Raw genomic sequence first — 24,423 nt, 5'->3', positions numbered from 1 at the left:
GCGTTTCCCGGTGATCTTGTCATGGGTGTGATGGGGCGTCGGCCGGGGCTCCGTAGACTCGGTGGCGTGGGCGCGGGGCTCGCGAGGAGTCCTACCGTCATGCCCCGCCACCTGCTTCCCGCCCCGTCGACCGTGCTGGGTCACCGCCGCGACGGCCGGCCGATCTTCCCCGTGCTCGGCGCGTCGTCCGAGGACCCGTCCAACGACGACGCGGCCGAGCCGCAGGTGACGATCGGGCAGGCCCGGTTGCAGCAGATGATGACCCGCGAGAAGGACCAGGGAGCCCGCGCCGGCTCCAAGGCCCTGGTGGAGCGGCTCGGGTTCGGGTCGGCGGCCGAACTGGAGCAGTGGATCACGGGGCAGCGGGACGCGGAGGCGTCGCGGCTGTCGGAGGTGGAGCGGCGGGAGCAGCAGCTCGCAGATCGCGAGTCGGCCGCCGCCCGCCGCGAGGCCGCCGCCGTGGCCCGAGAGCGGCAGGCCGCCCGGCGGGCCGCGCTCGCGGGCGTGGGCGCGGCCGGTGACGACCTGGCCGACGCCGAGGCCCTGCTTCGGGTCCCCGACGACGCCGACGAGACCACGCTCGCCGAGGCCGTGACCGACCTCAAGGCCCGGCGCCCGGAGCTGTTCCACACCGCGCCCGCCGCCGTCCCGCCGGCGCCGGCCGGGGGCCCGGTGTCGGGGCCGCCGACGCGCCCTGGCGGGCAGGCCCCGCGTCCCGGTGCGGCCGGTCTGGACATGGCCCGTCGCCGCGGCCTGATCACCGGTACCGGCTGACTGGTTGGGGACCACGCCCCGCTTCGTGGACGCCGCAGCCGACCGGCCCGGCGAACCCCTCCAGAAGGAGAGCAGCGGAGTGATCCCTCCGTCCACGACCACCACGACCCTGACGGGCGACCGGACCTGGCTCGGTGCCCGGCACGGTACCGACTCCATCGACACGATCACCGTCGACCTGGGCAAGCTGACGAAGAACACCCACTACGTGGAGCCGACGGCCGCAGGCCCGCACGGCTACGTCCGTTCCGGTGTTCCGGTCGGTCGGATCACCGCGTCCGGCCTGTACGGGGCCTATGACCCGGCCGCCACCGACGGCCGCCAGACCCTCGCCGGCGTGGTCTTCTCGGAGGCCGCGTTCGTGCCCGGCCAGAGCAAGGTCCCGGCGGCGCTGCTGTGGCACGGGGTCGTGATCCCGTCCCGGGTGCCGGGCGGCATCGACCTGACCAAGGTCGTCGCGTCCCCGGCCGGGGCGCAGCTGCGGTTCGTGGAGGTGGGCTGACATGTCGATCGCTGACCTCCTCAAGGGCGTGTCCGCCGCCGACCTGACCGTGTATGCCCGGTCGATCCCCTCCCCCGCCGACTTCCTCCTCACCCAGGACGTGTTCGCCGAGCAGCGGATCCGCGACGTGAAGTGGCGGATCCGGAACACGAAGCGGCGCGTGAACGTCGCCTCGTACCGGGCCTACGACGCGTCGGTGCCGATCGCCCGCCGCCAGGCGGAGCAGACCATCACCGAGGGCACCCTGCCGGGCCTCGGCCAGAAGCTCCTCGTCGGCGAGCTGGAACAGCTCCTCCTCGACGCGGCGCGCGGCGCGGACGAGGACCAGCTTGTGGAGCTGCTGTACGACGACGTGGAACGGCACGTCGAGGCGATCCGCTCCCGTCTCGAACTCGCCGCCGGTGACGTCCTCGTGGACGGCAAGTTCTCCCTGCTCGGGGAGAACGGCCTGACGACGGAGGTCGACTACGGGGTGCCGGCGGCGAACATGCCGACCGCGCCGAAGCCGTGGTCGGCGCCGGACGCGGACCCGCTCGCGGACGAGCTGCGGTGGATCGACTACCTCGACTCGATCGGCGCGCCGGCGCCCGAGCTGGTGATCACCTCACGGAAGGCCGCGTCCCACCTCGCGGGGAACGCCTCGTACCGGGCGGCGTACTACGGGACGGCCGTCGGCACGCAGACCCCTACGTCGGCGCTCTCCCCCGAGCAGGTCAACAGCGTGCGCGGGATCTACGGGCTGCCGCCGATCACCCTGTACAAGGCGCAGGTGTGGCAGAACGACGTGTCCAAGCGGGTGCTGCCCGAGGACAAGTGGATTCTGCTGCCTCCCGACCGTGCGAAGTGGGGCCAGACGCAGTACGGCACGACCGCCGAGTCCCTGGCCCTGTCCCGGGGCGCGGGCGCGCAGATCGAGCGTGAGGACGCCCCCGGCATCGTGATCACCCGCGACGCCCAGGACGACCCGGTGCAGATCTGGACCAAGGGCGCCGCCGCTGCGATGCCGGTGCTGGCCGCGCCGGACTGCCATATCACGGCGACGGTCCTGTGAGCGCGGCCGTGAAGGCGCTCGGGGTGCTCGCCGCGACGGTCCACGTCCTTGACCCGGTCGAGCGGGTGCCGGTGGTGCTGACGGCCGGCACGGGGGTGTTCGACCCGGCCGTGGCCGAGCAGATCACCAACCTGAACTGCTGGCAGACCGCCCCGGCCCCGGCCGTGAAGCGGAAGCCCGGCTGACCCCGAGGCCGGGCGCCCCCGTCGTGGTGGCGCCCGACCTCGTCTTGGAGGTGACGATGGATCCGGCTGTCCTGCGGTGGCTGCTGGCCCAGCTCGGGCCGGACACGGACACCGCCGACCTGGTGACCCGGTACGAGCGGCTGAGGTCCGCGCGGGCCGTGGCCGACGAGGTGCTGTCCGAACGGATCGCAGTGCTGCTGGCCGAACCGCTGCGGGTGACCGTCAACGGGGTCGCAACAATCGACCAGGCCGGGAACCTCGCCGCGCTCGAACGCCGGCTCGCTCAGGTCCGGGACGTGGATGGGCGGGCCCCGGACGATGCGGAGGCGGCCGTGGACGTGCTGTCCGTCGTCCCGCTAGTGGCGCGGGCCCGCCGCTGAAAACAGACGTGCCCCGACCGGTTCCACGGGTCAGGGCACGTCATCCACAATGCAGCCAGCAAGCGTGGATGGTTGATGTGTTCAACGCTACGGCAGTTCGCGGGACAGCTTCACCTACTCTGACCCACTTCTCCCACCCAACGGATAGAGGTGAACGATCAGAGCTGCGAGCTGTTCACGAGCAGTACGGACATCTTCGGCAGTCTGCAAGGCAAGACTCGCAACAATGGAATCTTCCGAGACATCCCCCCGCCGGATTCGACCAAGAACTCCCTTTCCGTACATCTCAACCCAAGAGGATCTTGCATAGATCACAGCATCCAAAAACTCCAAGTCGGCCGGACAGTAAATTCGCATCAAATTTCGCATTGTCCTACGCGCCGCAACTCGCCCTTTGCGTCCAGCAAGCCGCTGCAGAACAGGGGGCTTGGGATTAAGAATCCGGTCTATTTCCGCCCTGTGCCGCTTCAGGAAACTCCCTCCAAACCAGCCCGTCTGAACGTTAATTCGCTCCAAGAGCTCCGGCACTCGATCAGGATCGACTCCACTCCGCCCAAACGCCAATAAGTACGTATTAGTGGCAGCCTCTTCCCATTCCCTTAACAACTCATGGAGCTCCAACAGCGCCCCGTGGAAGTTGGGCCACCCCGGAACAACCGCCGCCTTACTCGCAAGCTTTCCAACAAGGCTTTGAATTAGCTGGGCACCAGCTCGTGCACCTATTGACGCTTCCATTCCCAACATCTCGCCTCCTAAGCGAGAAGGGTAGATCACCAAGGCCCTCACCGCATGGATATCCAAAATATTCACAATCGATCTTCCCTGTGAGTACGCTTACGCTCCAACCATGGGAAAAACGCCTTCTGACCTGCGAGTACATATCCGCGCATCCGCTACCGGAGACCACGCGACCGTGGAGGTCGACGGCCGGGACCTATCGTCCGCCGTCACCGGCTACCAGGTGACCCAGGTGCCCGGTGAACCCGCGCAGGTCACGCTGCTCGCGGCGCCGGGCGGCGCCGGCGTCGAGTTCGAGGGCCTGTCCTCGGTCACGGTGCAGGTCGAAGACCCGCACGGCGCCGTCGCCGACTTCCTGGCCGAGACGAATCCCGAGATGCTGCACCGGGCGGCTCTCGCCCGCACTGACCTGGACGGCCGGCCCGGAGAACTGACCCGGGCCGTCCTGGCCACGCTGCGGGAGTGGGCGGCGGCCGGTGAGTGAGCAGCAGACCACGTCCACCGTGGTCGGCCGGTTCATCGAGCGACACCTGATGCCCGACACCGTGGCCGTGACCCGGCCCATGCCTGGCACCCTCGACCCGGCCACCGGTGAGGTGGTCGCGCCTGCTCCCCGGGTGCTGTACCTGGGCACCGGCGGCCTGTACCCGCAGCAAGACAAGACGGCCTCCCAAGCGGACGGGGTGGCCCCGGCCGAGAGCCGGGACCGGTACCGGCTGCTGCTGCCGCTCAAGGCCGCCGAGGTGCAACGCGGGGACCGGGTGGTTGTGCTGGAGGCCCGCGACGCGCAGGCCCGAGGCCGGGAGTACGACGTGGTGAGCCTCGGCGAGGTGTCATCCCTGCCCGTCGTACGGCTCGTGTGGCTGGAGCAACGTGACCGAACGGGGGCGCCGTGAGTAAGCGCGGGGGGACGTTCAACCATCCGGTGCAGGTGGCCGCTGCCTTCGACGCGGGTGGCCTCGCCGTCCGCTCCGGGTCCCAGGCCGCGGCCCGGGTCGGGGCGGCGCTCTTGGTGGCGTCGATCCGGCAGCACGCGTCCGGTCGGCCCGGGCCCCGGGTGATCACGGGCGCCTACCGGGCGTCATGGCAATCCGAGATCACCGGGAGCGGCGACGTCACCACCGCGCAGATCGGCAGCAACGCGCCGCAGGCCCGCCGCCTGGAGTACGGGTTCGTCGGCACCGACAGCCTCGGCCGCCGCTACGCCCAGCCGCCGTTCCCGCACGTCGGGCCGGCGCTGCGGGCCACCGGCCCGGCCGTCGCCCGGCTCCTCGCCCGAGCCCTGGAGGACGCCCTGTGAGCACCCTGTCCGAGGACATCGACGGCGCCCTGTCCGAGGTGCTGGCCGTGAACGGGCGCGGGCTCCTCGCCCGTGCCGTGATCGTTGCCGAGGCCCTGGACGAAGACGGGGAGCGGACCTTGACGGTGGTCACCACGCCGGGCCTGCCTGATTGGGACGCCCTCGGCTTCCTGCGCTACGGGATGCTGTCCGTCGAGGGCCCCGCCGGCGCCTACTTCGCCGGGGGTGAGGAGTGATCTCCCGCGCGCCGGTGACGGCCGCGATCCGGGACCTCCTCGCCGCCGGCGTCGGCCGCCCAGTTGGCGTCGGGGTCCTACCGACCGGCACGGACGGCCGCCCCGCGCCCCTCCCCTACCTGGTGCTGTACCCCCTCGGCGGCACGACGGAGGGAGCACCGCTCACGGACCGTGGGGAGGACGCGTCGTGGGAGTACCAGGTCACGATCGTCGCGGGCCGTACGGATCAGGCGGAGTGGGCGGCCGACCGCACCCGCGCGGCCGTCCTCGACAGGGACGCCGCCGGCCGGTGGGCGTACCCGCTGACCCCGGCGGGGGCTCGGGTGTGGGCGCGGGAGCCCGTCGCCGAGGATCTGGGGGACGCCGACACCGGGCTCGTGACCCTCGTCCACCGGTACCGGTTCAAGGTCACAGCGGGCTGACGTGCGCGGGCCCAGGTCAGGCCAGGCGTTCCAGGAGTTCGGCCCACTTCTTCGCCTGCTGCTCGGCGACCTCTCGCACCGTGCCGGAAGCGGTCTCGTCGGCGGCGTCCGCGTCCGGGGTGGGCGCGCCCGTGACGACGTGCGGGCCCTGCTCCTCGTGCTCATGCTCGTTCGTCGGCATGCGCCCAGGGTAGGCGTCCGCCCGCCGGCACGCGCACGCCCTCCACGGGATACCGGGCGTTCAGTCCCAGGTCTCGGGGCCGCCGCCCCGCCACTCCACGAACGCGCTGTCCGTGAGGTCCAGGTCTTCGGGGTCCTGCATTCCAGCTTGGCGCAGCAGCTCAGGGATGTCCGCCAGACGGTACGCCGTCCCGAGGATCGTCCCGTCGAACCTCACCCGTCTCCACCCGCGTTCGTCCGGCGGGTACACCACGACCTTCTTCAGGCGTATGCCTCCACCGTTCCGGGCCCGCGGGTCACGCGCGCGGTGGCAAGCCCGTACGGGTGAGCCTCACGGCGGGGGTGCCAAAGGCGCGACCCCTCGCCGTGAGGCCGGTGCGGGCTACATGTGGCGGGGGGTTTCGTCGTCCGTGGTGTCCGCCCCGTTGGGGGCGACCCCCTCGGCGATCACGAGGCGCAGCCGGTGGATCTTGGGGCCCCAAAACTCGGACACGACGCGACTGCCGCGCTGCACGAGGGGCAGGCCGACGGCCAGCCCGAGGCCCAAGAGCCCACCAGCAGCCAAGACCGGGTGGTCCGTGACGATGGAGGGGACGGTGATGATGATCTGCACTGCTACTCCCTGAGGAATGGGCACACCGGCCCGATCCCTTGATCAGGCAGCCAGCACCCACACGGACGTTCGAGCCGAAGGTGCGCAGCCCAGCCGTCCGGGGCCCCGTGGTGTGACCGGGGCCGCCAAGCGCAGCACACCGCAGGGAGCACGATCCCGCAGCACCGAGGAACTCGCCGCCTGACCCCACGCACGCCGGAGCGCGGCTCGCTCTGCTGCTCGTTGCAGACGTCGCACCCTACGTACGAGGGCCAGAGCCTGGCGGAGAACAGCCGCCCGCAGTCTCAGCCGTGCGAGGAGCTCGTTACGGTCGACCTCACTGAATCCCTGTGGTGTCTCTTCCTCGGCACCGACCACCCAGAAGATCGGCTCGTCGCTGCAATGGATTTTCTGTAGCAGCTGTTCGACCCGCAGTTGCGTGGTGAACACGCTCTTGGATCTCCCTGGCGAGGCGTATTGCTTCGCCTGGATCAAGGTGATGTCGTCGCCGGACGTGCGGATCACGTCTATGTCGCGTTTCAGACTGGCAAGGCGCTGCTTCCAACGCCGCACATGTCGGGCAGATGCCCCAGCGACCTCATCGGTGGGCTCCCAGTGTTGCAACGCACGCCAACCTTCGGAGTCCACGTTCCAGCTCAACGGTGCGGCCTCATCGTCACGACGTGCATCGTCACCATCGGTGTCGTCGTGCTCGTCCGCAGCCATGCGCGCAGGCTACTCCCCGAGGGGCAGCATCGTCAGGCGCATTGCCAATGTCCCTGCCCTGGCCAGCGGTATCGTGGCAGAAGGCAGTTCTTGCTCCTCACCGTGGAGGCCCCTCGCGGACGGCCAGCCCACTGGGGAGGGCCGGTTCCCTGACGTGACGTCGAGGGACGGGGCCTGACACGACTGCGCCCTCGTCCCGGAATCGGACAACAGTGCAGATCAAGAAGTACAGCCGGCGCGGTGTCACCCGCGTGGTCTGGCTCCCCACCGTGAAGGACCCGGGCCACGTGCCGACCCGGGCCGAACTGACCGCCGGTACCGACCTCTCCGCCGCCATCGCGGCGATCGACGGCTGGTCGATCAGCAACCAGGCGATCGAGACTCCCGACCTCAGCTCCACGTTCGAGACGAAGATCCCGGGCACCGACAGCGCCGACGACTCCAGCCTCACGTTCTACGAGGACGAGACCGCCGACGAGGTCGAGCAGCTCCTCAGTAAGGGCGCGGTGGGCTGGGTGGCGATCCTCCGGAAGGGCGACGTGCCCGGCAGCCGGTCCATGGACGTGTTCCCGGTTCGGGTCGGCTCCCGCTCGCCGCAGTACAGCGTCGACAACGAGGCCGCCAAGCACGTCGTCAGCTTCAGCATCACCGAGGCGCCGGTGCAGGACGCCGCCGTGCCCGCGCTCGCCCCCAAGCCGTAACCGCTCCCGCCCCGACCGTCACCGGCCGGGGCCCGTTCCTCGGAGAACACCATGCCCTCCTCCCCCACTCGCTCGCCGTCGATCGACGCGGAGCCCCCCGAGCCCGGTTCGTGGGCCGCGAAGATGGCCCGGCTGCGTGCCCGCCCCGTCCCGGAGCAGGTACTGCGGATCTGCGACGACGAGGCCGCCCGAACGCGCCTCGACCAGGCAAAGGTGACGGCTGCCCGGCTCCGGATGTCGGCGGCCGAGACGCCGGCGGGGTCCGCCGACCTCGCGGCGGCCGAGGCCGATCTCGACACGGCCCAGGCCGACTTCGACGCGGCGTCGATCGAGTTGGCGTTCCGTCCGGTGCCGCGTCCCGTGCTGGACGCGCTGGTCCGTGCTCACCCTGCGAGCGAGGAGCAGGCCGAGGCCGGGGAGGCGTGGGACCCGGCGACCTTCCCGGCCGCGATGATCTCGGCGGCCCATGTCGAACGGGACGCGACGGGCCGGGTCGTGGACGGGATGACGGTGGAGGAGGCCCAAGAGCTGCTGGACACCTGGCCGATCGCGGAGGCCAACAGCCTCTTCGCCGGGGCTTGGCAGGTGCAGCAGGTGTCCCGGGTGTCGGTGTCGGAGCTGGGAAAAGACTGATCGCAGACGAGGCGTTCCGGGCGGAGCTGGAGCTATGTGACTGGTACCGGATACCGCACAGCGTGTTCCTCGGTGTCGGGGACGGCCGGTGGACGGCGGCGGACCGGGCAAAGGCATTGGCGTGGGCCGCGTACCGGCGCGAGGTGTGTGACCAGTGCGGTACGCGGCCGGCGGAGTGGGACGCGGAGCGCGGGGGTGATCGGCACGCGTACGTGACGACGTCCGTTCGGTGCGTCGGGTGCGAGCTGCTGGCCTTCGAGCAGGAGCAGGTACCCGAGGGGGCGGACGGGTACGGGGTGCGGATCGGCCTCGTGCCGCGGCCGGTGTGGGAGGAGCATCAGCGGGTCGAGGCGGCACGCGAACGCTCGTAGGCTGATCAGCAGGACCGTCCGCCGTTGCGGCGGACGGTTCGGGGGCGTGTGGGCGTCATCGTTGGGCGTGGGGGACAAGGGGCACCGGCCCGGTGTCGTCGTACCTCCTCAACGTGCAGATGCGCGCCGACGCCGCGCAGTTGCTGTCCGGGCTGCGCACCGCGTCCGGGGCCCTCCGGTCGCTGGGCCAGGACGTCGACCGGATGCACCGCACTCTCGGTCGGGTCGGATCGAGCGGTGCGGGCCTTCGTGGTCTGGCCGGCGACACCGACGCTGCTCGGCGTGGCCTGCGGGGTCTCGGTGCCGACGGCGAAAACGGCACTCGGCGACTGCACCGGGGCCTGCTCAGCGCCCGTCAGGAGGCACACCACCTGCGGTCGCTGCTCGTCGGCGGGGGCATCGTCGCCGGCATCGCGGAGATCGCGAAGCAGGGCAACGAATACCAGCGGAGCATCCAGAAGTGGGGCGCGGTCACGAACGCGTCCGGGGTGGAGATGGTGCGGGCCGCGGCGAAGGCCCGCGAGCTCGGGTCCGATCTCACGATCCCGGGGACGTCGGCGGCGAAAGCGGCCGATGCGATGGTCGAGTTGGCGAAGGCCGGGCAGACCTCGTTCTCGTCCATCTCGAACGCGCGGGCCGCGATGCAGCTGGCCGCCGCCGACAACCTGTCCGCCGCCGACGCCGCCAAGTATTTGGGTGACGTCATGGACCAGTTCGGTCTCAGCTCGAACAATGCAGGTAGGGCTGCTGATGTGCTGGCGTCGGGTGCGAACGCAGCCTCGGGCGGGCTGATCGACATCTATTACGCGATGTCGTACACGGGGCCGGTTGCGGCTCAGCTCGGGGTGAGCCTGGAGGACACCGCGACCGCGACCGCGATGCTGGCTCGCTCGGGCATCCTCGGGTCGAAGGCGGGCACGTCGCTGCGGGGCATGCTCACGAACTTGGCGGCGCCGAGCAAGCGTGCGAAGCAGGGCTTGGCCGAGCTGGGGATCGAGGCGTGGGACGCCGAGGGCCGATTCAAGGGCCTGCGGAACATGATCGAGGGCTTCGAGCAGGCTTCGAAGCGGATGAACCCGCAGGAGTTCAACGCGGCCATGAGCAAGCTCGTCGGCAAACCGGCGTTGGCCGGTGCGCTTGCGTTCGCGCACCAGGGTGTCGCTTCTTTCGACCAGCTTCGGACGGCCATCGGTCGGACGGGGGCGGCCGGGGAGATCGCGGCCTCGCAGACGAAGGGGCTCGCGGGTGCGGTCACGCAGTTGAAGTCGCAGTGGCAGACCACGACCCAGACCTTGTACACCGCGGCCGCGCCCGGTCTGGAGGCGTTCACGCGGTTGGCGACGGCGGGGCTGGGGGCGGCCACACCCGTTATGGAGGGTGCGCTCGACTACCTGCACGACCTGTACACGCTGGCCGGCCCGGGCCTCGGCGTAGACCTCGCGGAGATTTTCGACAAGATCGGCGATGCCTTCGACGGGGTCGGCGGGGCGCTCGGGGACTTGTCGTTCGATCTGCTGGTGTCGGGCCTGAACCTGCTGGCCAACGCGGGTCAGGGTGGCCTGGAGGTCATCGAGAACCTGGGCGAGGGCCTGGCGCCCGTCGGTGACGCTCTCGCCGAGCTCGTGGGCGAGGCCGGGCCGGGCGCCTCGGCCGTCGACATGATCACGATGGCGTTGAACCTCGTGATCGACGCCGGCGTGGGCGCGTCGGCCGCGCTGGGACCGATCGGGTCTGTGGTGGGCTGGCTGGTGTCGGCGTTCACCGCGTTGCCGGGGCCGGTTCAGCTGGCCATGATCTCGATGCTGATGGCGTCCCGGGTCACGCCGGTGATGTCCCGGTTGGCGGGGCAGGTGTCCGGCCCGCTCGTCTCCGCCTACCGAGGGTGGGGGGAGCAGATGCGGGTCCATGCGGCGGCGGCAGCCGCATCCGGCGAGTCCGTGTCCCGGATGGGTCAGCACCTGGCCGTGCTCCAGGCGCGTGTCCCGGTGATCGGGCAGATGGGTGCGGCGTTCCGAAGTGCGGAGACCCGTGCCCAGGGGCTGACTCGCGCGATGGGGGCTGGGCTCGGCAGTGCCGCGCGCGGCCTGATGGGCGCGCTGGGTGGCCCGTGGGGGGTGGCTCTCGCAGCGGCCGGTGTCGGTCTTGGGCTGCTGGCCTCGCATCAGCAGAAGGCCGCAGCGGCGACGGCAGCACACCAAGCGCGCGTCAGCAGTCTCACCCAGGCGTTGCGGGAATCCAACGGCGCGATCACCGACAGCGTGCGGGCGACTGCCGCGCAGAACGTGATGGACACCAAGGTGTTCGGCGAGAAGGAGAAGTTGGTCGACGTCATGAAGGAGGCCGGGGTCACCGCCCGGCAGGTGACGGACGCCTACTTGGGCCAGGGCACCGGTCTGGCTGGGCTCCAAGCACAGTTGGAAGCCACGGCCCAGGCGGAGCGCCGAGCGATCGTGACGGCCGCCGGCGGTGCGGTGGACTACACCGAGCGTGGCCTCGCGGCGGCGCGGGCCGCGAAGGCGCTGGGGGCGGTGAAGGGCGAGCTGGAGAGCGGCATGTCGGCAGCGAGGGACCTCGCCGACGCCCAGGCCCTGGGGGCGAAGTCCGCAGCGGACAGCGTTGGGCCGTTCGGGCGGTTCAGTGATGCGATGCGCCGGCTGTCGGATTCGACTTCCGACGCTGATTCCCGGGCTCGCGCGCTGCACGAGGCTCTGACGGTCTTGGCGGGCGGTTCCGTGTCCCTCAGCGCGGCCGAGAACCGGCTGAACTCGGCGGTGTCCAGCGCGAACGAGTCCATCAGCCAGGGCGTGGACCAGACGCAGGGGTACGGGAAGACCCTGTTGAACATGGACGGGACCTTGTCGACCGTCACCCGCAACGGGCAGCGGCTGTACGACACGTTTCAGGGGCTGGGCACGAGCGCCGCAGATGCCAGCTTGGCCGCATACCAGTATGCGCAGACCAACGGGAAGGACGTCGGTGCGTCGCTGGAGGCCGCCCAAGAGCAGATGGAGAAGGCCCGGCAGGCGGCGATCTCCACAGCACGGGGGTACGGGTTGGGCGCCGAGGAGGCAGCGCGGCTGGCGGACGCGGCAGGGCTGATTCCGGAGCAGGTGTCGATGCTGCTCCAGACCGCCGGCATGGACGAGGCGACGGCCGAGCTGATCGCTGTCCAGCAGAGCCTGAAGGCCACCCCGGACGAGAAGACCGTCACGGTGTCGACGCTGTCGGATGAGGCGCGGAGCAAGCTCACCGAGCTCGGGTTCAGCCTGAAGGATCTGCCGGATCGGCGTGTGGAAGTGACGGCGTCGACGGAGGCAGCCCGGATCGGCCTGGACGGGGTGATTTCGCGCATCGCGGCGACCCCGTCGGCGAAGACGGTGAACGTGACCTCGGTGACCGGGGCCGCGATGACGAGTCTCCAGCTCGTGCAGGCCGAGATCGCCCGTGTGCCGTGGCTGCGCACGGTGACGGTGGCGGCGCCGACGGACTACGCCCGTTCGCAGCTTGAGGCCTTGGGGTTCACGATCGCGGCGGTCCCGAACAGCAAGAACGTGACGGTGACCGCGCCGACGGGCGATGCCTCCGCGAACGTGTCCGCGCTGGCCGGTGCCATCGCTTCGCTTCAGGACAGGACCGTGCACATCACGACGGTGTACGACTTCATCGGTGGCCAGCCTGCGGGCCCGTGGGCGGGCGGCTACAAGTTCGAAGCCCAGGGCGGCATCCTCACCTACTACGCGGCCGGCGGTATGCGGCAGGAGCAGCACGTCGCGCAGATCGCGCGGGGTGGTGAGTGGCGGGTCTGGGCGGAGGACGAGACCGGCGGTGAGGCGTACATTCCGCTGGCGTCGGCAAAGCGGACCAGGTCGAAGGCGATCCTGGGGGAGGTCGCGCGCCGGTTCGGCGGGGAGGTGTCCTACCACGCGTCGGGCAGCGTCAGCGGCGGGGACTGGTCGTACGAGCCGAGGGGGTCGAGCACGTTCGGGATCTCGTCGGTGGTGACGATGGCCCGTGACAAGGAGGGCGAGTTCAGCCTGTCGCTGTTCGAGAAGAGACTCAAGTCGTCGGTGACGGCGGCGCAGGAGTGGCGGGCGAACCTCGTGAAGGTGGCGCAGCGGGCCGGCACGGGCGTGGCGCAGGCTCTCGCGGAGATGGGCGAGGACGGCGTTGAGCTGACGAAGAAGATGGCGGGCGGGTCCGCGAAGTACGTGGCGGACATGGCCGCGCAGTTGGAGAAGCTGGCCGACGCGGCGAAGGGCTCCCTGTCCGATTTCACGGTGCAGGCGCAGGCCCGGGTGAAGGACGGCAAGGCGTTCCAGGAGAACCTGGCAAAGCTCGCCGGTGCCGGGTACGGGAGTCTGGCGGCGCGGCTCGCGGAGCAGGGTGACGAGACGGCGGCGAAGCTGGCGCGGGAGGCGGTGGCGAGCCCGAGCAAGGCGGCCGAGGCCGACAAGGCCGCGAAGGAGACCGGCCGCTTGCTCGCCGGTGACCAGCTCGCCGACCTGGTGAAGATCATTGCCGCACTGGGCTCCGGTCGAGGTCTGCACACGGTCGCGGAGACGGCCCAGTTGGACGAGGACCGGGTCATCGAGGTCGCCGGTCTCGCCGTCGACCAGATCAAGAAGGCCGCGGGCGCGAAGGCCGCCAAGTTCCTGGCTGACCTGGGGAAGGCGCAGAAGGGTCTGGCGTACGCGTCCGGCGGGATCTGGGAACCGGGCATCTACCCCGGGCGGGGCCAGGGGCTTGTGAAGTTCGCGGAGGCGGAGACCGGTGGGGAGGCGTTCATCCCGCTGGCGACGTCGAAGCGGCGGCGGGCGCTCGGCGTCCTCGGGGAGGTCGCGGGCCGGTTCGGGGTGGGGCAGTCGGCGCTGCCGGTGCGAACGGTGCCGGCTTCGGCGCCGGCGGTGAAGGTCGTCGTCGTGCGGGAGCCGGACTCCCGTCCGCTGGTCGGGTCGATGCCCGTGACGGTCACCTCGCCCGGGGCATCGGCCGGGGACATCAGCGCGGCCGTGATGCGACGGCTGCGCGCGGCACAGCGGGGAGGGCGAGCGTGACGGACGTGGACTTGGCCGAGTGGCAGATGGATGTGGGCGGGGTGCTGCTCGGGCCCGGCACGTCGGTGCGGGTGGCCGACGTGGAGGGGCTGGGGATGGTGGAGACCCGGGCTCAGGACGCTGAGAACCCGCTCGGGGACGGTGGTCTGGTCGGCGTGGACTGGTACGGGGCGCGGGAGGTTCGGGTGACCGCTGGGATCGCCACCCCGGGGGATCCTGGGGCCGCGCTGGACGTGTTGGCCAGGTTGCAGGAGGTTGCGGACGATCCGGCCGTACGTCTCGTACCGGGGGCGACGACGTCGCTGCGGCTGCGCTGGCCGGGGCGGGGCCCGCGCCGGGTGTTCGGCCGGCTGCGCGAGGTCGAGGCGGGCATGGAGCGGGTGGGGGCCGGGTGGATCCCGCTGGATCTGCTCTTCGTCGCCGTCGACCCGCTGATCTACGACGATCGGGAGTCCGCGCTCGTGCTGCGGTTGTCCGCTGCCGGGCTGGGGGGTCTGCGGGCCCCGATCGTCGCTCCCGTGACCACGGGGGTGGCTGTGCCCGACGAGCGGCGCGGGTGGGTCGTGAACGGCGGGCGGCGGCCGGCGTGGCCGACGGTGCGGATCACCGGGCCGTGCACCGGGCCTTTGATCACGCACTCGGAGTCGGGCCGCGTGATCGACCTGTCCGGGCTGCACGTGCCGGCCGGGGAACGGGTGGAGGTCGCGACGCGGCCCGGTACGCGGTGGGTGCGGCGGGAGTCCGGTGGTCTTGCCGATCTCGGGTCGGTGCCGCCCCCGCCGTTGCACGAGTTCCGGATTCCGCCGGGGCGGTCCGAGATCCGGTGGACGGCCCGCGACTACACCGCCGATACCCGGTGCGAGGTCACGTGGCGTGCCCCGTGGCCGTCCTTGTGACCCCGGCCTGCCCCCCCTTGTTCTGTTCTTGCTCTTGGAGTTCGCGATGACGTTGATCAACCCCCCGCTCCTCACCCACGGCGGTACGCACTCGGCGCGGGCGTTCCGCATGATGATCCGGGACCTGGCCCGGGGCTCTCAGGGGGTGACCGAGGGCGATGACCTGCGGGTGTCGGCCGCGACCACGCCCGGTGCGAGCGTCGTCGTCGCGGACGGGTCGGCAGTGGTGCTCGGGGCGCAGCCGGCGCAGGGCGCGTACACGCAGTACAACGTGGGCCCGGCCGTGGTGCCGATCGCGCCGACGGGGGCGGCGGCCCGGTCGGACCTGATCGTGCTGCGGGTCGAGGATCCGGAGTACGAGGGCACGCGGCTCCCGGATCGGGACGACATCGGGTACTTCCACGTCGTCCCGAACGTGCCGCGCACCACGACGTCGGCGCCGGCGGGAATGACGGCGGTCTCTCTCGCCCGCGTGGACCTGCCGGCGTCCACGGCGGTGGTGACGGCCGCGATGGTCACCGATCTACGGAAAGTCGCCAACCCCCGGCTGACGCGGCGCCTGGCGACGGCAAGCCCCCTCAAGGATGAGGTGAACAAGGGTGGCGTCGGGGACTGGGTGGACTGGCCTTCGGTCGGGAAGTGGGCGGTCGCGGTGCCGGAGTGGGCGGTGACTGCGCGGATCATCGTGACGTTGTCCGGGCTCCAGGTCCTCGGACCGGTGCACGCCTGGGCCACGTTCCGGCTGGGGACGGTGGAGGCGCAGGGGGTCATCGTGCACGACGGGGCTCCGTCCGGGGACGTGCGCGTACAGGTGATCGTCGCGGACACCCTGACCGTGCCGAAGGCGTTGCGCGGCACCACGCAGACCGTCCAAACGATGCTGATGTTCAAGACCACGCCGGGGGCGTCCGTCGAGGCCGACACCGCCACCACCCTCATCTGCGATGTGGAGTTCGAGGAGGGGGTGTACTGATGCCGCAGTACCGGTACCGGACGTGGGACGCTCTCACCCGCCGGCCCCTCCTCCAGGACCTCCAGCTCGGCGACGTCGAGTTCGGGCCGCGGCTGAACGCGGCTGGCGAGTTCAGCGGGGAGATCCCAGTGCGCCTGCCTCTGATCGGCACGGAGGTGCTGGCGCCGGGCGCGACCCTGCTCACGGTGGAACGCGACGGGTTGGGCCTGTGGGGCGGGATCGTGTGGCGGACCGAACCGGACGGGGCGGCCCTCCCCGTCGAGGCCTCCGGCTGGGGCTCCTACCTCCACCGCCGTCACGACCTGCACGGGATGCTCAACGGGCGGGGCCCGTGGGTGAACGCCGACCCCTGCAAAGTCGTTCGGGACGTGTGGGCGTACGCGCAGGAGGCCCCGGACGGTGACCTCGGCGTCGTCGTCGACCCTGTCGTGAGCCAGGCGAAGGTGGGCAGCCCCGCCGAGCCGTACCGGTCCGACTGGTGGGAGATGCCCGTTCTCGGGGACATCGTGGACGACATGGTCAAGGTCGAGGGCGGGCCCGAGTGGACGGAGGACACCGTCTGGGAGAAGGGCGTTCCGCGGGGCCGGATCCGGTTGGGGTGGCCCCGGCTGGGTACGCGCCGCACGGACATCGCCTTCACGACTGGTGTCAACGTGATCTCGGCCCCGCCGCAGTCCCACGACGGCGACGAGTTCGCCCAGGTAGTCATCGCTCTCGGGGCCGGTGAGGGCCGGGCCCGGCGGCGGGCCGTGGACGCGGTCCGGGACGGCCGTCTGCGCCTGGAATCGGTGCTGGAGGTGCCCGGGGAACGCGGGGAGGACCGTCTTGCGGCGCGGGCCCGCACCGAACGCCTGGCCCGGCAGATCTTGGGCGAGATCACGGACATCGACGTCATCGACCATCCGGCGGCCCCCGTGGGGTCGTGGCAGGTCGGTGACGACGTGCCGGTGCGCGTCGACGGCGGGTGGGGGCAGTACGCGGGATGGTGCCGGATCACGGGGTGGACGATCCGGCCGCCGCGCGGAAAGGACCCCGAGCAGATCACGCTGCACCTGCGCCGTTCCGACCGCTACACCTACGGAGGCTGACGTGAGTCGAGAGGTGCAGCAGTTCGCGGCCCGCCTCGCCGCCTTGGAGAAGCAGGTGGTGCGGCAGGGACGGGCGTCCCGCCTGTCGCACGCCTCGCTGGAGGGCGGAGCCATCGACGTGTACGACCAGGCCGGGTCGCTGACCGGCGTGGTCGGGGTGCAGGCGGACGGCACCACGGGCGTGGTCACGGTGAACGGGCCGACGCCGCCGACGCCGACGGCCCCGTGGGTGGCGCCGGCGCTCGGGGCTCTCCGTATCACCTGGGACGGTGACTTCACCGACGCGGTGGCCCCGCCGTTGAACCTGGCCCGGATCCAGGTGCACGTGGCGGGCGACGAGGCCGTGCCGGTGGACGTGCGAAACCCGGCGGCGACGATCGAGTCCGCCGCCGGGGCATCCGTGACCGTCGCGGTCCCGGCCGCCGGGCCGTGGTGGGTGCGGCTGGTCGCGGTGTCCACGTCGGGCCGGCCCGGGCCGGCGTCGGCGGCCGTCGCCGGCGCGCCCCGACCCGTCACCGGGCAGGACGTGGAACCGGGCGGGCTGGGCCCGGACCGGATCGCGGTCGGCGTCGACGGCAACCTCGTGGCCGACCCCGGGTTCGAGGGGGACGCCGCTGCCGCCCGGATCGTGCCCGGCACTGGGTGGTCGCTTACTCCGGGGCGGGACACCCCGAAGGCGATCACGGTCACCTGCACGTCCCCGGCCACAACGGACTTCCGCCACGAGCTGGGCAGCTTCCCGGCGACCCCCGGGACGCGGCTGTGGTCGGCCGCCGACGTGGTCGTGTCCTCTTCGTGGGTGGGGCGGTCCGCCGACCTTGCCGTGCTGTGGGAAGGCCCGGACGGTGCTGCCCTCGGGGAGAGCGTCCTGTCGGCTCCCCCCGACGCTCCGGGCCGGAGCTGGCTCTCGATCTCGGGCAGTCCGGCGGTCGGGGCGCCGCCGCAGACGGTGACCGGCCGGATTGTCCTCCGGGCTGTGGCCGCGTACGCGGGCACGGTCAGCTGGGACAACGTGGTGGTGCGGCCGATCCTCACCTCGACCGGGCCCGGTAGCCGTGCGGAGGTCTCCCCCGACGGGCTGCGGATCTTCGACGCCGAGGGCCAGGCCCTCGTCTCCCTCGTCGCCGGGCAGCCCCAGTACCTCACCATCAACACCCCCGGCGGGCGCACCGTCGCCTCGATCGACCAGAACGGCGGCGCCGCGTTCGGAGACCTCGCGGTCGCCGGTGGCCTGTCCCTGCGGGGCGAACCCCTGGATGCCCGGCTCGCTGGACTGGCCCGGGGGGTGGTGGCCACGTATATCGGCACCGACACCGTGCAGGGAACGGTGGGCGCGGAGTTCGGGTGGGTCGAGCTGCCGGTCACGATCGATCCGGCGCGGCACTACCGGATCATGGTGGACGGGTACGCGTCACCGTCCGCCGCCGGCGGCGAGGTCTGGCTGGTGCTCCGGACCGGCGGCACGGCCGCGCCCACGGTGACCTCGCGACAGCTCCAGAGCAGCATCACCCCCCTGACCGGCGGCTGGAGCCGGGTCCGCTTGGAGTACACGGCGCCGGGCTCCGCTCTCGGCGGTGGGCAACACCGGCTGCTGTCGACCGTGCAGTGGCGGGGCGGGCCGGCTGGTGGAACCCTGACGTGGCGCTGCGGGCCTACGTTCCCGGCGGTCATGCTCGTCGAGGACACGGGCCGGGCTGTCGCCTCGACGGGTGCCCTGAACCGCGGCGGCACCGAGCCCACGACGCCGCCGGTGCAGCGCGTCACGAGGACGTACGAGGCGGCCTGGTCCGGGACCTACACGGGGCGGTCCGCGTACAGCTCGTACCACGGGGCGCAGATGCTCCAGGGCTACTACTCGTCCACCAACGGCCTCACCGCCTCCCTCGTCGGCTTCGCCCCTGCGCTCGCAACGGACTTGGCCGGGGCAACGGTGGAGAAGGTGGAGGTGTTCCTTCACTTCGAGCACTGGTACGAGGCAGCGGGCGGCACCGCCGTGCTCCGGCTGCACGGGCACAACAGCCGGCCGGCCACGTTCAGCACGGACTCGAAGTCGATCGCGGTCCCGTGGCGCCGGGCCGAGGGCAAGTGGGTGGACATCACGTCCTTGTGGACGGCCGGCGGGGCGTGGCGGGGTGTGACCCTCGACCCGGCTATCACCACACCCAGCTACTACGGCCGAGCGCACGGCGTGGGGCAGCAGTACCCTCCGCAAATCAGAATTAACATCATAAAGTAGCCATAGGGGAGGTTCAGTACATTCCACCCAAGCGCCCCCTGAAGGCATTCAATGCCGATAGCCATTGCACAAAAACAAGCCATCTAGCGATATCTTCAAGCCACCCGTAAAGCTGGCCGACATCTCGACCGGTGAACATGCGACGGGGTTTGCATCCACTCTCGTCACGATCACCTGCCGAGCTTCGGGCGAAGCAAGATCAGCAGGTGAATCGAGTGCGCGTACCAGATCATCCGGGTACGCGCACTCGGCATGCCGCTTCTTCACTCGAACTGGCGTCAACTCTTGTCGAGCATCGCCGAGTACGCGAGAGTTCCCACATCCGAGCACTTCCGCCCGAAGCAGCGCCGGATCGGAAAAGCAAACCCCAAAGAAAAGGCAGCCAATTGCCTGCGCATAAAACACTAAATCGAGCGACCTTGACCACAGGCGTGATCTGCGCACTGACGGCGACCTCAGATTCCATGCATGAATACATCTTGCAAGTACCAGACATTTCCGCAGCCACGACCCCGGTCGCGCTGCTCTGCATCGCATCCGGCACCATGCTCCTGGCAACAAAGGGAGCGAACAGGCTCGAATTTCAATGGTCGGGCACACTCAACCTCAAGGTAAACGCCAAGAAAAAAGACGTTTAAGTGCATGACGGAAAAGGCTAGCCGCCAAGGGAGGGTGGAGGGACTGCCCCCTTCCACCCTTCCCTCCGAATACGAAACGTTCATTCGCGAGCACTTCGCGCTCCTTACCCGCGTAATCTACCTGCGAACGCTAAACCATCACGATACCGAAGAAGTATGGAGCGCCACTCTTCTGCGCATCTATACCAAGTGGGAAAAAATCAAGTCCCATCCGAACCCTCTCGCCTTGACATATCGGATCACATCTGACTTGACCACCGATTACATGAGGGCAAAGCTCAGGAGAGAACGCGTAGAGTCGCCACAGGAGATCATCCTAGACAGATACCAGACAGAGCCGAACGACTACGCAGACCTCTCCGCAGCACTCGAAACGCTCCCTAAGGTTCAACGCACAGTGGTGGAGTTGCACTATCTAGTCGGATTCCCTAGGCAAGAGGTTGCCGATCTGCTTGACATCACCATTTCAACGGTCAATGTCCATCTCCACAAGGCGAGGCGCAGACTCGCCGAAGTCCTTACAAGCGAGGCTCCTCCGCCTGACCCACTGCACTAATATGAGCTGTAGGCGCGGGGCCTGGAGTGATTGACCATGTCCGTGCCGCCGTCTGCGGAGCCCACCCTGTGGGAACTGCACCGTGCGGTGCAGCAGCTCCGGGAAGACCTGCGCGGGGACCTCGCTCATCTGGCAGCGCGCTTGGATCACGTCGTCACCCAGGACGTGTACCGGGCGGATCAGCGGGCGGTGGAGCAGCGCATCGGCCAGGTGGAGGCCGGTCTCGCCGCGCTGCGCGGAGAGCACGACCAGGCGCAGGACCGGGGCGAGGCGCTGCGTCGAGAGGACGTGACCCAGGCCGCTGCGACCCGGCGGCTGGTGATCTCGGCTTTCGTCGCCCCACTCGTGCTGATGGTGGCACAGATGTGGCTGATGTCGCGCGGGACGTGACCTTCCCCCGGCCTCGACGCCGGACTTGTTCGATCTTGGGGCGCGGAGAATCCGAGATACGACATGGCAACACCGAAGAGCGCGGACCAGTTCCTCGCGGCCCTCATCGCCGAGGGCGTGAAGGTCGTGGAGCGACCTGGCTGGCGCACCCACAACCGCAACCACGTCGGCGCCTGGGGGCCCGTGAACGGCGTGATGGTGCACCACACGGTCACGAAGGGCACCCAGCACACCGTCGACCTGTGTTCGACCGGCTACGAGGGCCTGCCCGGCCCGCTGTGCCACGGCGTGATCGGCAAGGACGGCGTGGTCTACCTGATCGGCTACGGCCGGGCCAACCACGCGGGCGCCGGAGACAGCTCGGTGCTGAACGCGGTGATCGCGGAGAAGGCCACGTTCCCGAAGCCGACGAAGGCCGACGTCGACGGCAACCCCCGCTTCATCGGCTGGGAGTGCGAGAACATGGGCGACGGCTCCGACCCGTGGCCGGCGGCCCAGCTGGAGGCCATCGAGCGAGCGTCGGCGGCCGTTTGTCGGTCGTACGGCTGGACCGCACAGTCCGTGATCGGTCACCTGGAGTGGCAGCCCGGGAAGGTCGACCCGAAGGGCTTCTCCATGAACGACATGCGGAAGCGGATCGCGACCCGTCTCGCCTCGCCGCCGAACAAGGGCGACGGCGGCAACAACGGCGGTGGTGGCGGCGGTGCGAACACGTACACCGTGAAGGCCGGCGACACCCTGTCCTCGATCGCCCGTCAGCTCGGTGTGCCCTGGCAGGAACTCGCCCTCGTCAACGATCTCGTTGAGCCGTACACCCTCACGCCGGGCCAGGTCCTGAAGGTCCCGCGTTGAGCCGCCCGAGCGAGGCGACGCGCCGCACCCTGCGCACCCTGTTCCAGACGCTGCTCGGGCTGGCCGCCGGCCTCCCCCTGATTGTCGGTGCGGCGGGCATCCCCCAGTCCGCGGCCGGTGTTGCCGTGGTCCTGGCCGTCGCGGGTGCCGTCACCCGTGTGATGGCTCTGCCCGTGATGCCCACCCTGCTGCCGGACTGGCTCTCGAACCCCACCCCGCCGAGCTCGGCGGACTGACCTTCGCCCTCCCCTCGACCGGGGCCGCGCTTCCGCGTGGCCCCGGTTCTGCGCGTCGTTGTCGACGGCCGGAACCCCCGCTGGCCGTTGCGCATCGGCTGGGTAGGGTCGAGGGCAACATCCCGCTGTAGGAGGAGGGCCATGACGGGCATCGTGATCGCGCAGACGACCATCGACGACGAGGTCAAGGCGAAGGCGCTCGCCAGGGGCGCCGTCGAAGCGCGGCTGGCGGCTTGCGCCCACATAGACGCCCCTTTTGACGCGGTCTACTGGTGGGATCAGAAGGTCCAGTTTGCCCGGGAGTGGCGAGTCAGCTTCAAAGTCCCGGCCGACCGCGCGGACCGTCTCTGGGCGTGGGTCGCGGCCGAGCACCCTTACGAGGTGCCGGAGTGGATTCTTCTGCCCCTGGCCGGCGGCGCAGAAGCTTACCTGCGGTGGGTTGCGGCAGAAACCGCGCCGCAGTAGCGCCCCATCGAGGTCCCCATAACGTTATGGGGACCTCCATCTGGCCTTTTCCGTAGCCTCGTTCAGAGCACACCGTAACGTTACGGTGTGCTCGTGGGCGCGGCTCTGCACCTCTACGGCTGTGGGCAAGCGTTCACGCGGCAAGGGCGTGCAGCCTCTCCGCGAGGCCGCCGCGGTTTGTGGGAACGGCGGTTGCGAGGAGGCCCGCCCGGGTGCGTCCCATGGCCGTGGGCCTGGTGCCGGCCGCCGTGGCGAACTCGTGTGCGACTTCGGCGCCTTCCTCTGCTCGGCCGCCTCGGAGGAGGGCGAGGGCGAGGTCTCCGAGGATGACGACGCCGGATTCCGCACGGTCGTGGCCGAGGCGGCGCGTTGCTTCGGCGGCGGTGGTGGCGAGTTCGGGGCGGCCCAGGAGGCCGTAGACGGAGAGGGTGAGGGCGTCGACTCGGGCGGGGGTCATGAACCGGACCCAGGCCGCTTCGGTGTTGTCGGCGAAGTCGTAGACGGTGCGGGCCCGGTCGAGTGCGCAGAGGGCGGCGGTCGGGTCGGTGTGGGCGGCTTCCTCGGCGTAGCGGCCGTAGATCCAGGCGGCTGCGGTCGCGTTCCCGGGACCACGTACGTGTCGGGCGGCTTCCGCGAGGGCTTCGAGGGCTTCCCCCGGGGTGGTCGCGCCGTAGGAGGTGTAGCCGAGAGCGAGGGCCCGCAGGGGCGGGTGCCCGGCGCGGGCCGCACAGTGCATGGTGACGCCGTAGTAGCCGGTGGCGGCGTGGCGGTCGCCGAGGTCCCATGCGAGCCACCCAGCGAGGGCGGCGGTCTCGCCGGCGGCGACGACGAGGGCGCGTTCGTGGGTTCCGGCGCGGGGCAGGGCGGCGGTGATGGTGTCGAGGTGGGTCTCGACGTCGGCGCGGAGTGCGACGGCGGGCAAGTCGAGTTCGGCGACGTGGAGCTGGGCGGCACGGCCGACGAGGGTGTCGGCGGTGGTCTGGTCGATGCTGGAGCCGCGGGCCAGGGCGTGGGCGAGGCGGTCCCAGGGCGTGGAGGTGAGGGCGGTCCCAATGAGGGCGGCTCCTCCGGTGATGGCGGTGCGGCGGCGCATGTCGTCGTCTCCTTCGCGGTGTTCTCGGGCGGCGCGCCGGCGGGCCCGTGCGGCGGCGGCCTCCTGGTCGAGTGCTCCGGGTGGCAGACCGAAGCTGGCCGTGATGGGGACGAGGCTGTGACGGGTGGGGATGGTCTCCCCCTGTTCGTAGCGGGAGATCTCCCTGCGGGTCGTGGTCGGACGGCCGGAGAGCAGGTTGACCGCGTCGGCCTGCTGATCCTGTGTCCGTTCTGCCTGCTCGCGCAGGGACCGGAGTAACGCGCCGAACTGCTCTGGCATTGTGGCTCCTGGGGGTGGTGGCAGCTCCATGATTCCCTCAGTTCCCCCTCAGCTTCCCCCCTTCGCCGGTTTTCCCCCGTGGGGTTCCCCTGGGATGGGGAGGGGCGTGGCGGTGACATGGCCGGGTGACCAACATCCGAGCTTTCTCCGCCGGCGCGGCCCGAGCCCGCGCCGCCAGCAGTCCTCGACCGGTACCTCCTCGGACGGTCGCCCCCAATCGCCGCGAGGCGCTGGCCGCGCTCGTGGACGGGTGCCGTGCCGCGCGTCGCGAGTCGGACCGGCCCTTGGGGGATCTGGCCATCGCCGTGGACGTCGACGGCCGGCAGGGCGCCGTTCTCACTGATCGCGACCTGCGGCTCGCGGCGGTCGTTCGGCGCCTCGTGGGCACGTGGGCTCAGCACGCGCAGCTCCCCGCGGACATGGGGGACGTGGTCCGGTTCGTGGCCTCCGACCTGGTGACGATGGTCCTCTGGCAGGGGTCGAGGCCGAAGATCGCGGTGCGGCTGGCCGAGGAGGACTGGCTGGTGGTCCTGATGGTCGGCGATGGGGAGCTGTCGGACGTCATCGCGCACAGCACGCCGGAGTTGCCGAACGGGACGCTCACCGTGGCAGGGTCGGCGGGCGGGCGACTGCGGGCCTTGGCGGGCGGGGGCTACGCGTTGGCAGTGCCGCTGCCGGTGGTGTCCAGGTGAGCGGGGCCGCGCGCGAGGAGTTACGGTGGCGGGCCCGTCTGCTGTGGGTGTTGCGGCACCCGCTGGTCTACTTCGACCGGCAGTGGGGGTTCTCGCCCTGGCTGACCGTGGCGGTGGGGCTGGTCTGGACGACGCTCATGGTGTTCTTCGGCTGGGCGTTCGCCCCGTTGGTGTGAGGGCGTCC

31 protein-coding genes are annotated in these 24,423 nt (G+C 70.6%); 26 read left to right on the top strand and 5 right to left on the bottom strand.

Annotation, left to right across the window (positions count from 1 at the left end; genetic code table 11):
• The first annotated feature begins 99 nt into the window (after positions 1-99).
• The 10 genes from ACN20G_RS33485 to ACN20G_RS33440 all read left to right on the top strand — a co-directional run bounded on the left by ACN20G_RS33485 (position 100) and on the right by ACN20G_RS33440 (position 5,588).
• Positions 100-774, top strand: coding sequence for a hypothetical protein (locus ACN20G_RS33485; RefSeq protein ID WP_424217009.1), 675 nt, complete (start codon positions 100-102; stop codon positions 772-774).
• A gap of 25 nt (positions 775-799) precedes the next feature.
• Positions 800-1,276, top strand: a complete 477-nt coding sequence (locus ACN20G_RS33480; protein WP_424217008.1) for a head decoration protein — start codon at positions 800-802, stop codon at positions 1,274-1,276.
• A gap of 1 nt (position 1,277) precedes the next feature.
• Entirely contained in the window at positions 1,278-2,327 is a 1,050-nt protein-coding gene (locus ACN20G_RS33475; RefSeq protein WP_424217007.1) for a major capsid protein, read from the top strand.
• Entirely contained in the window at positions 2,324-2,512 is a 189-nt protein-coding gene (locus ACN20G_RS33470; RefSeq protein ID WP_424217006.1) for a hypothetical protein, read from the top strand. The genes ACN20G_RS33475 and ACN20G_RS33470 overlap by 4 nt, the downstream gene beginning before the upstream one ends.
• A 56-nt stretch (positions 2,513-2,568) precedes the next feature.
• Complete coding sequence (locus ACN20G_RS33465; RefSeq protein ID WP_424217005.1) at positions 2,569-2,892, top strand: hypothetical protein; 324 nt, start codon at positions 2,569-2,571, stop codon at positions 2,890-2,892.
• 913 nt (positions 2,893-3,805) lie between these two features.
• Entirely contained in the window at positions 3,806-4,114 is a 309-nt protein-coding gene (locus ACN20G_RS33460; RefSeq protein WP_424217004.1) for a hypothetical protein, read from the top strand.
• Complete coding sequence (locus ACN20G_RS33455) at positions 4,107-4,526, top strand: DUF6093 family protein (protein WP_424217003.1); 420 nt, start codon at positions 4,107-4,109, stop codon at positions 4,524-4,526. The genes ACN20G_RS33460 and ACN20G_RS33455 overlap by 8 nt, the downstream gene beginning before the upstream one ends.
• Entirely contained in the window at positions 4,523-4,930 is a 408-nt protein-coding gene (locus tag ACN20G_RS33450; RefSeq protein WP_424217002.1) for an HK97 gp10 family phage protein, read from the top strand. Before ACN20G_RS33455 ends, ACN20G_RS33450 begins: the two co-directional genes overlap by 4 nt.
• Complete coding sequence (locus ACN20G_RS33445) at positions 4,927-5,166, top strand: hypothetical protein (RefSeq protein ID WP_424217001.1); 240 nt, start codon at positions 4,927-4,929, stop codon at positions 5,164-5,166. Before ACN20G_RS33450 ends, ACN20G_RS33445 begins: the two co-directional genes overlap by 4 nt.
• Positions 5,163-5,588 carry a hypothetical protein gene (locus ACN20G_RS33440; protein WP_424217000.1) on the top strand — a complete coding sequence of 142 codons (426 nt, stop codon included), beginning with the start codon at positions 5,163-5,165 and terminating at the stop codon, positions 5,586-5,588. The genes ACN20G_RS33445 and ACN20G_RS33440 overlap by 4 nt, the downstream gene beginning before the upstream one ends.
• A 16-nt stretch (positions 5,589-5,604) precedes the next feature.
• On the opposite strand, the gene ACN20G_RS33435 is transcribed toward ACN20G_RS33440, so the two are convergent.
• The 4 genes from ACN20G_RS33435 to ACN20G_RS33420 form a co-directional block, all read right to left on the bottom strand.
• Positions 5,605-5,769: a hypothetical protein gene (locus ACN20G_RS33435; RefSeq protein ID WP_424216999.1), complete on the bottom strand. Its 165-nt coding sequence runs from the start codon at positions 5,767-5,769 to the stop codon at positions 5,605-5,607.
• A 60-nt stretch (positions 5,770-5,829) separates the two neighbouring features.
• The gene (locus ACN20G_RS33430) at positions 5,830-5,985 is read right to left on the bottom strand and encodes a hypothetical protein (RefSeq protein ID WP_424216998.1); all 156 of its coding nucleotides are present in this window, start codon (positions 5,983-5,985) and stop codon (positions 5,830-5,832) included.
• Between the two features lie 165 nt (positions 5,986-6,150).
• Positions 6,151-6,381, bottom strand: a complete 231-nt coding sequence (locus ACN20G_RS33425; protein WP_424216997.1) for a hypothetical protein — start codon at positions 6,379-6,381, stop codon at positions 6,151-6,153.
• 42 nt (positions 6,382-6,423) lie between these two features.
• The gene (locus ACN20G_RS33420) at positions 6,424-7,086 is read right to left on the bottom strand and encodes a hypothetical protein (protein WP_424216996.1); all 663 of its coding nucleotides are present in this window, start codon (positions 7,084-7,086) and stop codon (positions 6,424-6,426) included.
• A gap of 212 nt (positions 7,087-7,298) precedes the next feature.
• On the opposite strand from ACN20G_RS33420, the gene ACN20G_RS33415 reads away from it, so the two are divergent.
• The 14 genes from ACN20G_RS33415 (at position 7,299) to cutA (ending at position 22,175) form a co-directional block, all read left to right on the top strand.
• Complete coding sequence (locus ACN20G_RS33415) at positions 7,299-7,787, top strand: hypothetical protein (protein ID WP_424216995.1); 489 nt, start codon at positions 7,299-7,301, stop codon at positions 7,785-7,787.
• Between the two features lie 51 nt (positions 7,788-7,838).
• Positions 7,839-8,420: a hypothetical protein gene (locus ACN20G_RS33410; RefSeq protein ID WP_424216994.1), complete on the top strand. Its 582-nt coding sequence runs from the start codon at positions 7,839-7,841 to the stop codon at positions 8,418-8,420.
• Between the two features lie 212 nt (positions 8,421-8,632).
• The gene (locus tag ACN20G_RS33405) at positions 8,633-8,791 is read left to right on the top strand and encodes a hypothetical protein (RefSeq protein ID WP_424216993.1); all 159 of its coding nucleotides are present in this window, start codon (positions 8,633-8,635) and stop codon (positions 8,789-8,791) included.
• 92 nt (positions 8,792-8,883) lie between these two features.
• Positions 8,884-13,845 (top strand): phage tail tape measure protein, encoded by a 4,962-nt coding sequence (locus ACN20G_RS33400; RefSeq protein ID WP_424216992.1) that lies wholly within the window; start codon positions 8,884-8,886, stop codon positions 13,843-13,845.
• A complete protein-coding gene (locus ACN20G_RS33395) occupies positions 13,842-14,741 on the top strand; it encodes a hypothetical protein (protein WP_424216991.1) in 900 nt (299 codons plus the stop codon). The genes ACN20G_RS33400 and ACN20G_RS33395 overlap by 4 nt, the downstream gene beginning before the upstream one ends.
• 46 nt (positions 14,742-14,787) lie before the next feature.
• Positions 14,788-15,714 (top strand): hypothetical protein, encoded by a 927-nt coding sequence (locus ACN20G_RS33390; protein WP_424216990.1) that lies wholly within the window; start codon positions 14,788-14,790, stop codon positions 15,712-15,714.
• Positions 15,714-16,802, top strand: coding sequence for a hypothetical protein (locus tag ACN20G_RS33385; protein WP_424216989.1), 1,089 nt, complete (start codon positions 15,714-15,716; stop codon positions 16,800-16,802). Before ACN20G_RS33390 ends, ACN20G_RS33385 begins: the two co-directional genes overlap by 1 nt.
• Position 16,803: 1 nt before the next feature.
• Positions 16,804-19,038, top strand: a complete 2,235-nt coding sequence (locus tag ACN20G_RS33380; RefSeq protein WP_424216988.1) for a hypothetical protein — start codon at positions 16,804-16,806, stop codon at positions 19,036-19,038.
• A 215-nt stretch (positions 19,039-19,253) separates the two neighbouring features.
• The gene (locus tag ACN20G_RS33375) at positions 19,254-19,676 is read left to right on the top strand and encodes a hypothetical protein (protein ID WP_424216987.1); all 423 of its coding nucleotides are present in this window, start codon (positions 19,254-19,256) and stop codon (positions 19,674-19,676) included.
• 4 nt (positions 19,677-19,680) lie between these two features.
• Positions 19,681-20,232 (top strand): RNA polymerase sigma factor, encoded by a 552-nt coding sequence (locus ACN20G_RS33370; RefSeq protein ID WP_424216986.1) that lies wholly within the window; start codon positions 19,681-19,683, stop codon positions 20,230-20,232.
• A gap of 36 nt (positions 20,233-20,268) precedes the next feature.
• Positions 20,269-20,622, top strand: coding sequence for a hypothetical protein (locus ACN20G_RS33365; protein ID WP_424216985.1), 354 nt, complete (start codon positions 20,269-20,271; stop codon positions 20,620-20,622).
• A 63-nt stretch (positions 20,623-20,685) separates the two neighbouring features.
• Positions 20,686-21,474, top strand: coding sequence for an N-acetylmuramoyl-L-alanine amidase (locus tag ACN20G_RS33360; protein WP_424216984.1), 789 nt, complete (start codon positions 20,686-20,688; stop codon positions 21,472-21,474).
• Positions 21,471-21,710 carry a hypothetical protein gene (locus ACN20G_RS33355; protein WP_424216983.1) on the top strand — a complete coding sequence of 80 codons (240 nt, stop codon included), beginning with the start codon at positions 21,471-21,473 and terminating at the stop codon, positions 21,708-21,710. Before ACN20G_RS33360 ends, ACN20G_RS33355 begins: the two co-directional genes overlap by 4 nt.
• Before the next feature lie 141 nt (positions 21,711-21,851).
• The gene (gene cutA, locus ACN20G_RS33350; protein ID WP_424216982.1) at positions 21,852-22,175 is read left to right on the top strand and encodes a divalent-cation tolerance protein CutA; all 324 of its coding nucleotides are present in this window, start codon (positions 21,852-21,854) and stop codon (positions 22,173-22,175) included.
• A gap of 133 nt (positions 22,176-22,308) precedes the next feature.
• On the opposite strand, the gene ACN20G_RS33345 is transcribed toward cutA, so the two are convergent.
• Positions 22,309-23,547 (bottom strand): helix-turn-helix transcriptional regulator, encoded by a 1,239-nt coding sequence (locus tag ACN20G_RS33345; RefSeq protein WP_424216981.1) that lies wholly within the window; start codon positions 23,545-23,547, stop codon positions 22,309-22,311.
• A 284-nt stretch (positions 23,548-23,831) separates the two neighbouring features.
• On the opposite strand from ACN20G_RS33345, the gene ACN20G_RS33340 reads away from it, so the two are divergent.
• Both ACN20G_RS33340 and ACN20G_RS33335 read left to right on the top strand, forming a co-directional pair.
• Complete coding sequence (locus ACN20G_RS33340) at positions 23,832-24,239, top strand: hypothetical protein (RefSeq protein ID WP_424216980.1); 408 nt, start codon at positions 23,832-23,834, stop codon at positions 24,237-24,239.
• Positions 24,236-24,415, top strand: a complete 180-nt coding sequence (locus ACN20G_RS33335; protein WP_424216979.1) for a hypothetical protein — start codon at positions 24,236-24,238, stop codon at positions 24,413-24,415. Before ACN20G_RS33340 ends, ACN20G_RS33335 begins: the two co-directional genes overlap by 4 nt.
• Positions 24,416-24,423 lie beyond the last annotated feature (8 nt).

Origin of the sequence: Streptomyces dryopteridis, from assembly GCF_049606955.1 — a bacterium.
In the GTDB taxonomy this organism is placed as follows: domain Bacteria; phylum Actinomycetota; class Actinomycetes; order Streptomycetales; family Streptomycetaceae; genus Streptomyces.
This window is presented reverse-complemented; position numbering and strand designations above follow the sequence as displayed.

Bases quoted from the DNA above. Each gene is read 5' to 3' on its own strand.
- ACN20G_RS33485 (WP_424217009.1), top strand. From the start codon at position 100: ATGCCCCGCCACCTGCTTCCCGCCCCGTCGACCGTGCTGGGTCACCGC.
- ACN20G_RS33475 (WP_424217007.1), top strand. From the start codon at position 1,278: ATGTCGATCGCTGACCTCCTCAAGGGCGTGTCCGCCGCCGACCTGACC.
- ACN20G_RS33465 (WP_424217005.1), top strand. From the start codon at position 2,569: ATGGATCCGGCTGTCCTGCGGTGGCTGCTGGCCCAGCTCGGGCCGGAC.
- ACN20G_RS33435 (WP_424216999.1), bottom strand. From the start codon at position 5,769: ATGCCGACGAACGAGCATGAGCACGAGGAGCAGGGCCCGCACGTCGTC.
- ACN20G_RS33420 (WP_424216996.1), bottom strand. From the start codon at position 7,086: ATGGCTGCGGACGAGCACGACGACACCGATGGTGACGATGCACGTCGT.
- ACN20G_RS33410 (WP_424216994.1), top strand. From the start codon at position 7,839: ATGCCCTCCTCCCCCACTCGCTCGCCGTCGATCGACGCGGAGCCCCCC.
- ACN20G_RS33390 (WP_424216990.1), top strand. From the start codon at position 14,788: ATGACGTTGATCAACCCCCCGCTCCTCACCCACGGCGGTACGCACTCG.
- ACN20G_RS33385 (WP_424216989.1), top strand. From the start codon at position 15,714: ATGCCGCAGTACCGGTACCGGACGTGGGACGCTCTCACCCGCCGGCCC.
- ACN20G_RS33370 (WP_424216986.1), top strand. From the start codon at position 19,681: ATGACGGAAAAGGCTAGCCGCCAAGGGAGGGTGGAGGGACTGCCCCCT.
- ACN20G_RS33365 (WP_424216985.1), top strand. From the start codon at position 20,269: ATGTCCGTGCCGCCGTCTGCGGAGCCCACCCTGTGGGAACTGCACCGT.
- ACN20G_RS33360 (WP_424216984.1), top strand. From the start codon at position 20,686: ATGGCAACACCGAAGAGCGCGGACCAGTTCCTCGCGGCCCTCATCGCC.
- cutA (WP_424216982.1), top strand. From the start codon at position 21,852: ATGACGGGCATCGTGATCGCGCAGACGACCATCGACGACGAGGTCAAG.
- ACN20G_RS33345 (WP_424216981.1), bottom strand. From the start codon at position 23,547: ATGCCAGAGCAGTTCGGCGCGTTACTCCGGTCCCTGCGCGAGCAGGCA.